Source organism: Pseudomonas sp. Choline-02u-1, from assembly GCF_002836515.1.
GTDB lineage: Bacteria > Pseudomonadota > Gammaproteobacteria > Pseudomonadales > Pseudomonadaceae > Aquipseudomonas.
In genome coordinates, this window is the sequence record NZ_PJBC01000061.1 from 247,242 (window position 1) to 260,490 (window position 13,249).

General features: G+C 61.4%; 11 protein-coding genes. 7 read left to right on the forward strand and 4 right to left on the reverse strand.

The annotated features are described in order from the left end of the window. Position 1 precedes the first annotated feature (1 nt). The gene (gene gmd, locus CXF97_RS18865; protein ID WP_101159762.1) at positions 2-973 is read right to left on the reverse strand and encodes a GDP-mannose 4,6-dehydratase; all 972 of its coding nucleotides are present in this window, start codon (positions 971-973) and stop codon (positions 2-4) included. Next, the gene (locus CXF97_RS18870; RefSeq protein ID WP_101159763.1) at positions 970-1,884 is read right to left on the reverse strand and encodes a GDP-mannose 4,6-dehydratase; all 915 of its coding nucleotides are present in this window, start codon (positions 1,882-1,884) and stop codon (positions 970-972) included. Before CXF97_RS18870 ends, gmd begins: the two co-directional genes overlap by 4 nt. 401 nt (positions 1,885-2,285) lie before the next feature. Between CXF97_RS18870 and CXF97_RS18875 the strand changes: the two genes are divergently transcribed. The 6 genes from CXF97_RS18875 to CXF97_RS18900 all read left to right on the forward strand — a co-directional run bounded on the left by CXF97_RS18875 (position 2,286) and on the right by CXF97_RS18900 (position 10,433). Then, positions 2,286-3,881 carry a glycosyltransferase gene (locus CXF97_RS18875; RefSeq protein WP_101159764.1) on the forward strand — a complete coding sequence of 532 codons (1,596 nt, stop codon included), beginning with the start codon at positions 2,286-2,288 and terminating at the stop codon, positions 3,879-3,881. After that, positions 3,875-5,179 (forward strand): glycosyltransferase, encoded by a 1,305-nt coding sequence (locus tag CXF97_RS18880; protein ID WP_101159766.1) that lies wholly within the window; start codon positions 3,875-3,877, stop codon positions 5,177-5,179. The genes CXF97_RS18875 and CXF97_RS18880 overlap by 7 nt, the downstream gene beginning before the upstream one ends. Further along, positions 5,176-6,051, forward strand: a complete 876-nt coding sequence (locus CXF97_RS18885) for a class I SAM-dependent methyltransferase (protein WP_101159767.1) — start codon at positions 5,176-5,178, stop codon at positions 6,049-6,051. The genes CXF97_RS18880 and CXF97_RS18885 overlap by 4 nt, the downstream gene beginning before the upstream one ends. A 100-nt stretch (positions 6,052-6,151) precedes the next feature. Further along, positions 6,152-6,991: a class I SAM-dependent methyltransferase gene (locus CXF97_RS18890; RefSeq protein WP_101159774.1), complete on the forward strand. Its 840-nt coding sequence runs from the start codon at positions 6,152-6,154 to the stop codon at positions 6,989-6,991. 135 nt (positions 6,992-7,126) lie between these two features. Further along, positions 7,127-8,311: a DUF3142 domain-containing protein gene (locus CXF97_RS18895; RefSeq protein ID WP_101159776.1), complete on the forward strand. Its 1,185-nt coding sequence runs from the start codon at positions 7,127-7,129 to the stop codon at positions 8,309-8,311. Beyond that, positions 8,298-10,433: a hypothetical protein gene (locus CXF97_RS18900; protein ID WP_101159778.1), complete on the forward strand. Its 2,136-nt coding sequence runs from the start codon at positions 8,298-8,300 to the stop codon at positions 10,431-10,433. The genes CXF97_RS18895 and CXF97_RS18900 overlap by 14 nt, the downstream gene beginning before the upstream one ends. On the opposite strand, the gene CXF97_RS18905 is transcribed toward CXF97_RS18900, so the two are convergent. Beyond that, positions 10,430-11,059, reverse strand: coding sequence for a LysE family translocator (locus CXF97_RS18905; protein WP_101159780.1), 630 nt, complete (start codon positions 11,057-11,059; stop codon positions 10,430-10,432). The genes CXF97_RS18900 and CXF97_RS18905 overlap by 4 nt on opposite strands. Positions 11,060-11,204: 145 nt before the next feature. On the opposite strand from CXF97_RS18905, the gene CXF97_RS18910 reads away from it, so the two are divergent. Continuing rightward, complete coding sequence (locus CXF97_RS18910; protein WP_101159782.1) at positions 11,205-11,678, forward strand: Lrp/AsnC family transcriptional regulator; 474 nt, start codon at positions 11,205-11,207, stop codon at positions 11,676-11,678. 100 nt (positions 11,679-11,778) lie between these two features. Here CXF97_RS18910 and lpdA read toward each other — a convergent pair whose 3' ends face one another. Further along, on the reverse strand, positions 11,779-13,179 hold the full coding sequence (gene lpdA, locus CXF97_RS18915; RefSeq protein WP_101159784.1) for a dihydrolipoyl dehydrogenase: 1,401 nt from the start codon (positions 13,177-13,179) through the stop codon (positions 11,779-11,781). Between the last annotated feature and the right edge of the window lie 70 nt (positions 13,180-13,249).

Consider the following 13,249-nt stretch of genomic DNA (forward strand, 5'->3'; position numbering starts at 1 on the left):
CCTACTCCTTGGCAACGCGTTTCATGTCCGCATCCATCATCATGCGGATCAGGCTGTCCAGGTCGGTTTTCGGTTTCCAGCCCAGCACGCGCTGGGCCTTGGCCGGGTTGCCGAGCAACACTTCGACTTCGGCCGGGCGAAAGAACGCGGGGTCGATCTTCACGTAATCACGGTAGTTGAGGCCGACGTGATCGAAGGCGATGCGGCACATTTCGCGCACCGTGGTGGTTACGCCCGTGGCGACCACGAAGTCGTCCGGTTTGTCCTGTTGCAGCATCAGCCACATGGCTTCGACGTAATCGCCGGCAAACCCCCAGTCACGTTTGGCGTCAATGTTGCCCAGGGCCAGCTCCTGCTGTTTGCCCTGCTTGATGCGTGCGGCGGCATCAGTGACCTTGCGGGTGACGAACTCGATGCCGCGCAGCGGTGATTCATGGTTGAAGAGGATGCCGCTGCTGGCGTGCAGGTTGAAGCTTTCACGGTAGTTGACGGTGATCCAGTGGCCGTAGAGCTTGGCCACGCCGTAAGGGCTGCGCGGGTAGAACGGCGTGTTCTCGTCCTGCTGTTCAGCCTGGATCAGACCGAACATTTCGCTGGTCGAGGCCTGATAGAAACGCGTGTGCGGGCTGAACTGGCGGATCGCTTCGAGCAGGTGCGTCACGCCCAGTCCATCGACGATGCCGGTGGTGACCGGTTGATCCCACGAAGCGGCGACAAAACTCTGTGCGGCGAGGTTATAGACTTCATCCGGTGCCGATTTGATTACCGCACGCTGCACCGAGCAGGCATCGGCCATGTCGCCGTCCAGATAGACGATATCGGCTTCGATACCCATCTCGCGCAGGCGCCAGCGTGAATCGCTGCTGCGTCGGGCGACGAGGCCATGAACCTTGTAACCCTTGTCCAGCAGCAGTTTGGCCAGATAGGCGCCGTCCTGGCCCGTGATCCCGGTAATCAGTGCACTCTTTGTCATTCTTGGCGTACTCGCATCTCCCAGTCGGACAGGATCGCCCGCAGGGATTGTTGTGTGGTGGTGGCGGGCGCCCATCCTGTGGCGTTGGCCAGTTTGGCGTGGCTGCCGCAGACGCGCCGCTGGTCGGCGCGACGCATGCGCGCCGGATCCTGCACCAGCTCTACGTCGACTTCGGCCAGATCGGCCAATTGTTCGATCAGGCTGCGAATGCTTTGCTCGCGGCCCGAGCAGATGTTGTAGACCTGCCCCGGTGTGCCGTTTTCCAGCAGTGCGAAGTAGGCGCCAATTACGTCGCTGACATCGAGAAAATCCCGTGTCACGTCGATATCGCCGACTTGCAGTTGCGGCGCTTGCAAGCCCTGTTTGATGCGGCAGATCTGCCGGGCAGCGCTGGCGATGACGAAGCTGTCTTTCTGCGCGGTGCCGATGTGATTGAACGGACGCGCAACCAGCACCGGCCAGCTTTCGCTCAGGCCCCATTGCAAGCTGAGGAACTCTGCCGAGAGTTTGCTCACTGCATACGGATTGCGCGGCAGCGGCGGTTGCTGCTCGGTGATTGGCAAATCCTGTTCGCCGACCTGGCCATAGACGTCGCCGGAGCTGACATACAGGAAAGTGCCGGCAAAGCCGCGAGCCTTGAGCGCCTGCAACAGGTTTAGTGTGCCGAAGAGATTGATGTCGAGGGTGCGGGCCGGGTCACGAAAGGCTTCCGGCACGAAGGTCTGGCCGGCCAGATGAATGACCGCATCGGGCAATTCCGGCCAGAGATCGGTGAGGCTGTCGGCGTCTGTGAGGTCGTAGGACGAAACGGCAGGCAGCAGCGCCCACGACGAACCCGGCGCAGCCAGACGAGACTGAATGTGTTGTCCCACGAAGCCGTTGAGGCCCGTGACGAACAGACGTTTTTTCAAACAGCGACCCCTTGGTCATGACTTGCGCCGCTTTTCCACAGGCTTTAAGGAGAGGTCTGTCAGACCGCAGGAAAAGCCTGAAAAACTATGGGCGAAGTCCGTTGTTGTAGTTATTTGCGCTCAATCTGGGCCAATTGCACGGCAATTTCAACAGGGCAAACCGTGACTGGTCAGTTCTCGTCAGCGTAGCCGGATTTATTCTTGGCGGGCGGTTCCCGGAGCCGCAATGGATGTGTTTAGAATGGCGCTCGTCGCCCTCCCAGGGTTTGCCCGGGGGCATCGCGCAGCGGGGGACGCCGACCACTAAAACAAGAACGAAGACGTGTCTGGGGAGACTGACCCATCAGTGCCCGGCCGTCATAGCATGAAGTAGCCGGGATGGCGCTTCATCGTGGGATGCCATGAATTTCATTCTCTATTCGGACGTCAACGACAGCTCCATCAGTGCCAGCCTTGGGCGCCCGGAATACAGCTATTACTTCGTGCTCAAAGCTTACCGTCCAGTGCTGGAAGGCCTTGGCCAGGTGCATGTAGTGGCGTCGCCTGATGCGGTTGATCCGTTGTATCTGCGATTGCGTCAGGCCGATCAGGAATGCCTGTTTCTTTCCTTTGCCCCGCCTCACAAGACCCCAACGGGGCTGCAATGCCCGATGGTCTGCGTGATCGCTTGGGAGTATGACTCGATTCCCAGCGAGTTCGCTGCCGGCGATGAACGCCAGGACTGGCGTCAGATGCTCGCGCGCCATGGCCGGGTGATTACCTTGTCGTCTCATACCGCGCAGGCGATCCGCCGCAGCCTCGGTGAAGATTTCCCCGTACTGGTTTTGCCAACGCCGCTGTGGGAGCGCTTTGCGCAAGTTCGACAGGATTATCCCAGTGTGCCGGTCAACCCCGGCAGCACCTTGCAAATCAAGGGGTGCATCATCGACAGCCGCACCTTGGGATTGTCCGCCGACGGCCTTATCGCGCCGATTCACAGCGAGCAGGAACTGGAAACCCGTGGTCTCGCTCAAGCGCCCGAACTGACCGTCCACCGACGGGCATTGATCACCAGACACTATTTGCGTGAATGCTACCGGGCCCTGAAGAGCCCTTCCGAGCACCGTCCTCTGTTTCTGCTCAAGCACAACCTGTTGCAGTGGTATCGCGAAGCGCTCAGCGATCTGTTGCCCGCTACCGTTCGGCACAAGCTCGCCGGCTGGCGTGCATCCTCACGCGATGTGCTGCCGGTAACGGTCTCGCAGGCACTGGACCAGGCCGACCACCCGCAGGCGTCACTGCCTCACACGGACGCACAGGTCCAGATCGACGTCAGCGGCGTTGTGTACGTCAGCGTGTTCAATCCGCAGGACGGGCGCAAGAACTGGCATCACCTGATCACTGCGTTCTGCTGGGCCATGCGTGATGTCGAGGACGCCACCCTCGTGCTGAAAATCACGCAGAACGACTTGTCGAGCTACTACGTCCACCTGATTACCTTGCTGTCGCAACTGTCGCCATTCGCCTGTCGAGTGATAGTCATGCACGGATACCTGGAAGATGACGAATTCGCCCGTCTCTATGGCGCCGCCAGCTTCTACGTCAATGCGTCGCGCTGCGAAGGTTTGTGCCTGCCATTAATGGAGTTCATGTCTTGCGCCCGGCCAGTGATTGCCCCCGACCACACCGCGATGGGCGATTACATCGACGAACGTGTCGGCTTCGTCGTCAAGTCGAGTCGCGAGCCGACCATCTGGCCCGAGGACGTGCGCATTCTTTATCGCACCTTGCGCCACCGCCCCGATTGGGGATCGTTGAAAACCGCCTACGAGAACAGTTACATCATGGCCAAGAACCATCCGCAGGCTTACCAGGCCATGGCAGCGGCGGCCAGTGAGCGCATGCGCGAATACTGCGGATTCGGTCCTGTACAGAAGCGCGTGGCGACATTTTTCGGGCTCGCGACGACCAGCGCAAACGTCCCCCTGTCGGTCAAGACCGGAGCGGGCTCATGCTGATCATCATTCATTCGGAAACCAACAAGAGCAATATTGAGCAGAACCTCGGACGGCCCGAGTACAGCTATTATTTCGTGCTGAAGGAGTTCCGCCCTGTACTGGAACGAATCGGTCAGGTGATCGAGGTCAGCCAGCCCGACGAACTGGTCGACCGTTTGTACTTTGACTGTTTGAGCCGCGGCGAGGCGTGCATTTTTCTGTCCTTTTCCCCGCCGCACCGTACTCCCATTCATTACGCCTGCCCGACCATCCCGGTTTTCGCCTGGGAGTTCAGTACCATCCCCACTGAAAGCTGGCAGGGTGAACCCCGCCATGACTGGCGCGTGGTCCTGCAGGCCTGTGGTCGGGCGATTACCCATTCGACATTCACAGTCAAAGCGGTCAGCGAGGTCATGGGAGATGACTATCCGGTGTGTGCGATTCCCGCCCCGGTGTGGGACCGTTTCGCCGAGCGCGGTGAGCACTTGCTCAGGCATCCGGTCGTAGATGGCGTAACGCTCAACCTGCGCGGGCTGCTGATCGACAGTCGCAAGGCGGACCTGCGTGCCTACGGCCCACCGGCACTGCGCGAAGGTGCGCCAATACCCCTTGATGGACCGGCCGCAGATTGCCAGTTGCACCTGGAGGGCGTGGTCTACACCTCAGTGTTCAACCCTTACGACGGTCGCAAGAACTGGCAGGACATGATCAGCGCGTTCTGTGCCTCATTTCGCGAGATCAGTGATGCGACCCTGGTTCTGAAACTGACGCACCACGACATCGCCAACGCGCTGACCGACATGCTGCACCACCTGTACAAGAACCAGTCCTATAAATGCCGGATCGTGCTGATCCACGGCTATCTTGCCGATGCCGATTACGAAGCGCTGGTGCAGGCCACCAGTTACGTGGTCAACAGTTCGTACGGCGAGGGTCAGTGCTTGCCACTGATGGAATTCATGTCGTGCGGCAAGCCAGCCATTGCGCCCGTGAACACGGCGATGGCCGATTACGTGAGCCGCGACAACGCGTTCCTGGTCGACTTCACCGAGGAGCTGACGGCCTGGCCGCATGACCCGCGCGCGGCCTACCGCACCTTGCGTTACATGACTGACTGGGATTCGTTGTGTGCCGCCTACCGCGACAGCTACGAGGTGGCAAAAAACGACCCACCGCGTTATGCGGCCATGTCCGTTGCGGCGGTTCAGAGCCTGCAACGCTTCTGCAGCCAGGCCAGCACCGAGCAGCGGTTACGTGCCTTCCTCGAGTTGCCGCTGCCAGCTGCCGGCCCGCAGCCTGCGCAGGTCACGCTCGCATGATCGGGCGTCTGCTCGCTCGCTGGCTGCCCTCGCGTGCGGCATTGCCGCCGGCGCAGCCACCTGTACCCGTATCGCCCCGTGACGTCGGTCTGCATGACGCAGTACTCGACGGCTGGTTCCGGAACGACAGCGGCGAACTGCTTCAGGGGTTTGCGATAACGGCAGACGATACCGTGCTCGACGTCGGTTGCGGCGAGGGCGTGGCCACATTGTTTGCCGTGCGTCAGGGCGCTTCGGTGATTTTCACCGACAGCGAACACGATAAGGTGCGAAACCTCGCGCGTGAAGTCCATGCGCAAAGTACAAATGCCAGCCTCGGACTGGTCAGCAACAGCCTGCCCTTACCGCTGGCCGACGGCTGTGCCAGCAAGGTCGTGTGCATGGAAGTGCTGGAACACATCGCCGAGCCCGAGCCCTTCATGGCCGAGCTGGTACGCATGGGACGGCCCGGTGCGCAGTACCTGCTCAGCGTACCGGCACCGGTCGGCGAGCACCTGCAGAAGGGCATCGCGCCGGCCAGCTACTATCAATCGCCCAACCACGTGCAGATTTTCACCCCTGAGCGCTTCGCCGCACTGGTGGAAGAGGCCGGTCTGGTGATCGAGCATCGTCGGGCCAGCGGTTTCTTCTGGGTGATGGGCATGATCTTTTTCTGGGCGGGCGAACGCGCTGCGGGACGTGATCCGGCTGGCGCGGTGCGAGATCGCATCCAGGCTCCATTCATGCCTTTGATGGAGAGCTGGGCGAAAACCTGGCAGGACTTGCTCAACCAGCCCGGCGGACTGGCGATCAAACAGATCCTCGACAGCTTTCTGCCCAAGAGCCAAGTAATCATCGCTCGCAAGCCAGTGCAGGAGGTAGACGTGCCATGAACGGCAGACTGATCTTTGAACCTGTGCGCAACCGCCGTGCCTCGCTGATGCAGGGCCTCGGTGCGTCACGATCCGCTATTCCTGTCCCTGGAGCCACTTCATGCTCAGCCTGTTGAAAAAACTCAGGGCTGCGACGCCAGCCCCGGCGCTGTCGCAGCCCGTTGCAGCGGTCGCCAGCAAGGTCGATCCATACATGCTCGGCCTGTACGATGCCAAGCTCAGTGGCTGGTTCAATCAGCAGACCAATGAGCTGTTCAAAGGCTTCGCTGTGTCAGCGGATGACACGCTGCTCGACGTAGGCTGCGGCGATGGTGGCAACGTGCATTTCTGCGGCATGCGCGGGGCGAAGATCATCATCGCCGATATCGATGCAGGCAAGGTCGACGCCACCCGGCAGCGTCTGAGCGATACGCCGGCGCGAGAGGTGGAATGTCACGTCACTGACTGCAACCCGCTGCCGATTGCCGACGCCACGGCGACACGTGTGGTATCCACCGAAGTCATCGAGCACGTCGACGATCCGGCGCAGTTTCTTGCTGAGCTGGTGCGCGTGGGCAAACCGGGCGCGATGTATTTGCTGAGTGTCCCGCATCCGAGTTCCGAGGAGTTGCAGAAAGACATCGCCGCGCCAGAGTATTTTCAGAAGCCCAATCACATACGCATCATCAGCGAAGAGCAATTCAAGGCAATGGTCACCGAGGCCGGGCTGGAGATTGTCAGTCACACCCAGTACGGCTTTTACTGGTCGATGTGGATGCTGCTGTTTTGGGAAGCGAAGGTTGATTTCAGCAATCCGGATCATCCGCTGCTCGATCACTGGGCCGAGACCTGGCAAGCGGTGCTGGATTCCCCGCGCGGAGCGCAGATCAAACAGGCGCTGGATGCGGTGGTGGCCAAGAGTCAGGTAATCATCGCGCGCAAACCTGCGGCATCCGTGTAGACGCTGCGGCACGCTGCGATCTTTTGATCTTGATTCTTGAAGCCATGTCCAAAGATCGCAGCCTCGTTTCACTCGACAGCTCCTACAAGGTTTTTGTGTAACCTTGCGGCCTGTGGTCTCGGGGATTTTCAAGGTATGCGGTTTATTGTGGGTCTGTTTCTCGGCATGTTGCTTGCGGGGTGCGAGCAACACGCCGCGCCAGCCCTCGACCAGCAACTCTACGTCTGGCAACGTCAATGGACGCCGGCGCATGAAGCGGCATTGCGCGACAGCCACGACGACTTCTCGACACTGCGCGTGCTGGCGTTGCAAGGTTTTGCGGGGGCGCGGTGGAGCAGGGCGCGGGTTGATCCGGCGTTGTTGACAACCGATGGCCGCCCGTTGATCGCAGTGATTCGCCTCGATGGCCAGATGCCGTCGCTGGACCAGGAGCAGGTCACCGCGCAGATTCTGCAAGTCATCGCCGATTGGCAGGCGCAGGGCCTTACGCTGAACGGTATCGAAATCGATCACGATGCCGGTAACGCACGGCTGACCGGATACGCTGGATTCCTCAAACATTTGCGTGCGGCCTTGCCGCCATCGTTGCCTTTGAGCATCACAGCGCTGCCGGCCTGGCTCGATAGCGCGCAGTTGCCAGCGCTGTTGCAAAGCGTCGACAGCAGCGTGCTGCAAGTTCACGCCGTGAGTGATCCGCGACTGGGTCTGTTCGATCACGAGCAGGCGTTGAAGTGGGCCAAGGCCTGGGCACGTGTCAGTGCCAAACCGTTCTATCTGGCGCTGCCGGCCTACGGCGTTGCGCTGTTGGAAAATGACGGCGGCGCGCCCGTGGTGGAAAGCGAAGTGCAACTTGAGCGCGGCGGTCAGCGCCGGGAATTGCTCGCCGATCCGCTGCAACTCAGCCAGCTGGCCAAGGCTTTGCGCGAAGCTCCGCCCGAGCATCTCGCCGGGCTGATCTGGTTTCGCCTGCCGCTGGCCAATGATCGTCGCGCCTGGAGCCTGACTACGTTGCGCGCCGTGGCACGCGGCGATGTGCTGAACAGCCGATTGGGTCTGTCATTCAAAGAACTGGGCGGACTTTATGACGTTCAGCTCGAAAACCGCGGCAATCTCGACAGCCCCTGGCCCGCGCGAATCACGCTAAAGGCGCAGGGTTGCGCCGGCGCCGATGCGCTCGCCGGTTACTCGTTGCAACAAAGTGCCAATCTGCTTACCTTCTCCCGCCTGCGTGACGGCCGCTTGCCGGCTGGCGGGCAGCGCGCTATCGGTTGGGCGCGTTGTGCACATATTGATCAAGGAGGTTCGCATGTTGACCCGTAACTGGCCCCGCCATCTGCTTTGCCTGAGCCTCAGCCTGCCGCTGGGTTCGGCGCTGGCCTGCGGCCCGGACTTCCCCATGCGCTTGCTCGACAATCGCGCGCAGACCCTGGCCGATCTGCCCGAAGGCAGTTTCAGTTTCGAAATCAGCCGTTTGGGTAAAACCATTGCCGGGCTGAAAAATGTCACCGCCGCGACCCATAATCCCAATGATTACGCCGAAGACAACGCATCCGAGCTGGCGCGCGAACAGGCTGAGCAGCTTGGCCTGAGCACCGAGCAATACGCCGTGGTCAAGCGCCTGCGCGGGCTCAGCGATGCACGTCAGGCCGAGGAGCAGGGCGCCAGTCTGCCGGCGGAAATCCGTTTGTACGTCGCCGGCGCCGTGGCCTTCGCCAGCGGTGATCATCAATTGGCCACGGAGTATTTCAACAAGGTGCTGGGGCTGCCGGCAGAGCAGCGTCCGTTGCGCAGCACGTGGGCGGCGTATTCTCTGGGGCGCATCGCCTTTGCCATGAGCAACCAGGCGCACGACCGCAGCGCAGCGCTGGAGCAGGCACGCGATGCCTTCCGCCAGGCTCGGCAGTTGAGCATCGACGGCTTCAGCGATCCGCTGGAACTGGGCGTTGCCAGTCTCGGTGAAGAGGCACGCGCGTTGCGCAGCGCGGGCGACTGGAGCGCCGCCATCGAACTCTACGAAGCCCAGAACCTGCATGGCTCGGCGGTCGGTTACACGTCGCTCAAGCAACTGATGAACGAGCTGGCCGAGTTGCCCGAGGCTCAGCTGGCGAAACTGCTGCAGCAGCCAGCGGTGCAGCAACTGGTCACGGCGTGGCTGGTCAGCCGTCAGGGCTGGTCATTCGGCGAACAGCCGGCAAACGAAAAAAAGCTGGTAACGCTGTTGCAGAACAACACCCGTGGCAGCCACGACAATGCCGATCGACTGGCGGCGATGAGTTATCAGCAGGGCGACTACGCGTCTGCCAAGGCCTTTCTGGTAAACGCCGGGGACGGCGGGCTGGCCTGGTGGCTGCGGGCAAAACTGGCGGTGCGTGAGGGCGACATAACTGCCGCCGCCGCAGCGTACGCCAAAGCCGCCCAAGCCTTCCCGCAGAACGAGGACTGGGGTTATCGCCGCACACCGGACTGGGCGTTTGAAACGCTGCAGCCCAAATGCCGGGTCGAGGGCGAAAGCGCGATCCTGGCGCTGCAGCGCGGCGAATACCTTCAGGCTTTCGTGCAGTTGTATCGCAGTAACAGCATCTACTGGCTTGATGCCGCCACCGTTGCCGAACGGGTGCTGACGGTCGAGGAGCTCAAGCAGTACGTCGATGAGAATGTGCCGGCGCCGCCGCCGTTGACTCAACAGGAGCGCGATAACTACGTGCCGCTGTCGGTGGCCGCCAACCTGCGCAATCTGCTCGGTCGGCGGTTGCTGCGTGAAGGGCGTTACGAAGAAGCGATCGCTTATTTCGCCAGTGACGATTTGCAACACAAGGCCCGGCTCTATGGCGAGCAACGGCTAAAGGCCGATGCTGCGTGGTGGCCGAGCAAACGCGCCAGTGCGTTGTACAACGCCGCATGGACGGCGCGGGAGTGGGGCATGGACATCCTCGGTTATGAGATGGCGCCTGACTACGCCACATTCGGCGGCAACTACACGCTGGAGAGCACGAAGCTGGATGTCGGCCCGCTGATTTCTGCGGCGCAAGTGCAGCGCCAGCAGGCGAGCGCCGCGCAACCGGACCAGCGCTATCACTATCGTTTTGTTGCTACGTCATTGGCCAGCCGCGCGGCCGATAACCTGCCGCACACCAGTCAAGCGTTTGCCGCGGTGTTGTGCAACGCCGCCGGCTGGAACAGCAGCCTTGAAGACCAGAGTGCGCTGTATCAGCGCTACGTCAAGGAAGGTCCTTATGTGCCGTGGGCACAAGACTTCGGTAATCAGTGCCCGTACCCGGACTTCGAAAATGCCGACAAGCGCTACGTCACCCAGGTGACCGATGCCGTCCGTGCGACGCTGCGACCGTACAAGTGGCCGGTGCAGATCGGCGCGGTGCTGCTGGTCGCTGCTGCTGCGCTACTGCTGATCACCCGTCGTCAGCGCAAGGTGCGCAAAGGCTAGGCCTGTTGAATGAAGCTCAGGCGTACGGCGAAGCCAATCAACAGGCTGCCGAACAGCCATTGCTGAACGCGCTGGGCCGTTGGACTGTGTTGCAGCCAACGGCCCAATGCCGCACCGGTCAGGGCGACAGCACTGTCGAACAGCAGGCCGACGCTGACCAGCACCAAGCCAAGTAGAGCGAACTGGCCCAGCACCGGCGTGCCATGACTGACGATGAATTGCGGCAGCAACACTGAGCAGAACAGCAAGGCCTTGGGGTTGAGCAGGTTGGTCAGCAGGCCGCGACGGATCGCCTGCCGCCATTGATCTTCGCTAGGTAGCTGTTCTTGCGTTTGCAGGTTCGGTACGAGCGGGCTGCGAAAACATTGAATGCCGATCCACAGCAGGTACGCCGCGCCCGCGATGCGCACCACGTCAAACATCCACGGTGCCGTTTTGAACAGCGCCGCCAGCCCCAATGCCGCCAATGCCACGTGGCAGGCGCGGGCGATCGCCAGGCCCAACGCGGTGGCCAATGCCGCGCCGCGACCCTGCCGCGCACCGGTCTGCAACAGCAGGATCATGTCTGGCCCCGGCAAAAGAAGCACCACAGCCAGCGTCAGGATAAACAGCCAGAGACTTGCCACGTCACGCCCTCGTTCGTTGTTGATGTGTGGGCGCCAGTCTAGAGCGAGAGGGCGGGGCAGGTGCTTGCGTAGTCGGCTTCAAAACATGGCGGGTTTGGCATAACCTGCTGGTTTTCTGAGTTGTACCTATCGGGATCTGCCAAAGATGAAACTCGACACTTACGACCGCAAGATTCTCGCCGCGCTGCAACGCAACGGCCGCGTGAGCAATGTCGAGCTGGCGGAAGAAATCGGCCTGTCCGCCTCACCGTGTTTGCGGCGGGTGCGCATGCTGGAAGAGGCAGGGGTGATTCGCGGCTATCAGGCCAATCTGGATCGTGATGAAGTCGGGTTGGGGCTGACGGTGTTTGTCGGCGTCAAAGTCGAGCGGCACAACGAAGAGCGGGCCGAGGCTTTTTATGCCGCCGTCACTGCATTGCCCGAGGTTGTCTCAGCGTTTCTGGTGTCCGGGGAGTCGGATTTCCTGTTGCAGATAGTCGTGCCTGACCTGCGAGCGTATGACCGCTTTGTCAGTGGACACCTGCTCAAACTCCCGGGGGTGAGCGATATTCGCAGCAACTTTGCCATTCATACGGTGAAAGCGCCGGGTGCGTTGCCGTTAGGGCATCTGCCGCTGTAGACCGGGTAGCGCCATTGGCGAGCAGGCTCGCTCCCACAGGGGTAACGCATTCCAAAGTGGGAGCGAGCCTGCTCGCGGAGGCGGCGGCAAGGTTTGAAAGCTACATTTGCGTCGCCATCCCCTCGACATTCATCGCCGCTTGGCGCAAGGCTTCCGAACGCGTCGGATGCGGATGGCAGGTCAGTGCGATGTCCTCGGCCGACGCGCTGAACTCCATCGCCACACAAAACTCGCCGATCATCTCGCTCACGCTCGGCCCGACCAGATGCACGCCGAGCACTTCATCGGTGCGCTCGTCGGCAAGGACTTTGGCAAAGCCTTCGGTTTCGTGATTGATCTTCGCCCGGCTGTTGGCCGTGAAGGGAAACTTGCCAACCTTGTAGGCACGGCCCTCGGCCTTGAGTTGTTCTTCGGTCTGGCCGACGCTGGCCAGTTCCGGTTGGGTGTAGATGACGTTGGGGATCAGCGCGTAATTGACCTCGCCCGCCTTGCCGTGGATCTGCTCGACGCAGGCCATGGCCTCGTCTTCAGCCTTGTGCGCGAGCATCGGCCCGGAGGTGACGTCGCCGATCACCCAGACTCCGGCGGCTTCGGTGCGATGTTGTTTGTTGGCGAGCATGCCGCGTTTGTCGGTACTCAGGCCGACGTTCTCCAGCCCCAGGCCTTGGGTGTACGGCCGGCGCCCGATGGCCACCAGCACATAATCGGCTTCGATCAGCTCAGCCGTGCCGCCAGCGGCAGGCTCGACACTCAGCTGCACGCCTGTAGCAGAATGGGTGGCGCTGGTGACCTTTGAGCTCAACTTGAAGGCGATGCCCTGTTTGCTCAGCGCGCGCTGCAAGGTCTTGCCGGCCTCGGCATCGACACCGGGGCAGATGCGGTCAAGGAATTCGACCACGGTGACCTGCGCGCCGAGTCGCCGCCATACCGAACCCAGCTCCAGGCCGATCACCCCGGCACCAATGACCACGAGATGTTTGGGCACTTCACTGAGCGACAGCGCGCCAGTGGAATCGAGGATGCGCTGGTTGTCGATCTCGACGCCAGGCAGGGGAGTGGGCTCGGAGCCGGTGGCAATAATGATGTCCCTGGCGTTGAGCTCGGTCTTGCTGCCCTGGCCGTCGGTCACCGTCACTTTGCCCGGGCCGTCGATGTGGCCCCAGCCCTTGATCCAGTCGACTTTGTTCTTGCGAAACAGGAACTCGATGCCCTTGGTCAGGCCGGCGACGCTTTCGTCTTTCTGTTTCATCATCTGCGCAAGGTTCAGCGTCGGTTTGACCTCGATGCCGAGGTTGGCGAACTCCGGACCCACCGCAGCGGCGTACAGCTCTGAGGCGTGCAGCAAGGCTTTGGACGGCATGCAACCGACGTTCAGGCAGGTGCCGCCCAGCGTTGAACGCCCCTCAACGCAAGCGGCCTTGAGCCCGAGCTGACCGGCGCGGATCGCTGCGTTATAACCGCCGGGGCCACCGCCCAGAATCACCACGTCATAGTTGCTCATGCGCTTGCTCCAGGTTGCTCGATGGGAATAGCCAAGATTAGTTGCGATAAAAATTATGCGCGTAATATGA

Coding starts and splice junctions, on each gene's coding strand:
- gmd (WP_101159762.1), bottom strand. CDS start 973: ATGACAAAGAGTGCACTGATTACCGGGATCACGGGCCAGGACGGCGCC.
- CXF97_RS18875 (WP_101159764.1), top strand. CDS start 2,286: ATGAATTTCATTCTCTATTCGGACGTCAACGACAGCTCCATCAGTGCC.
- CXF97_RS18880 (WP_101159766.1), top strand. CDS start 3,875: ATGCTGATCATCATTCATTCGGAAACCAACAAGAGCAATATTGAGCAG.
- CXF97_RS18885 (WP_101159767.1), top strand. CDS start 5,176: ATGATCGGGCGTCTGCTCGCTCGCTGGCTGCCCTCGCGTGCGGCATTG.
- CXF97_RS18890 (WP_101159774.1), top strand. CDS start 6,152: ATGCTCAGCCTGTTGAAAAAACTCAGGGCTGCGACGCCAGCCCCGGCG.
- CXF97_RS18895 (WP_101159776.1), top strand. CDS start 7,127: ATGCGGTTTATTGTGGGTCTGTTTCTCGGCATGTTGCTTGCGGGGTGC.
- CXF97_RS18900 (WP_101159778.1), top strand. CDS start 8,298: ATGTTGACCCGTAACTGGCCCCGCCATCTGCTTTGCCTGAGCCTCAGC.
- CXF97_RS18910 (WP_101159782.1), top strand. CDS start 11,205: ATGAAACTCGACACTTACGACCGCAAGATTCTCGCCGCGCTGCAACGC.
- lpdA (WP_101159784.1), bottom strand. CDS start 13,179: ATGAGCAACTATGACGTGGTGATTCTGGGCGGTGGCCCCGGCGGTTAT.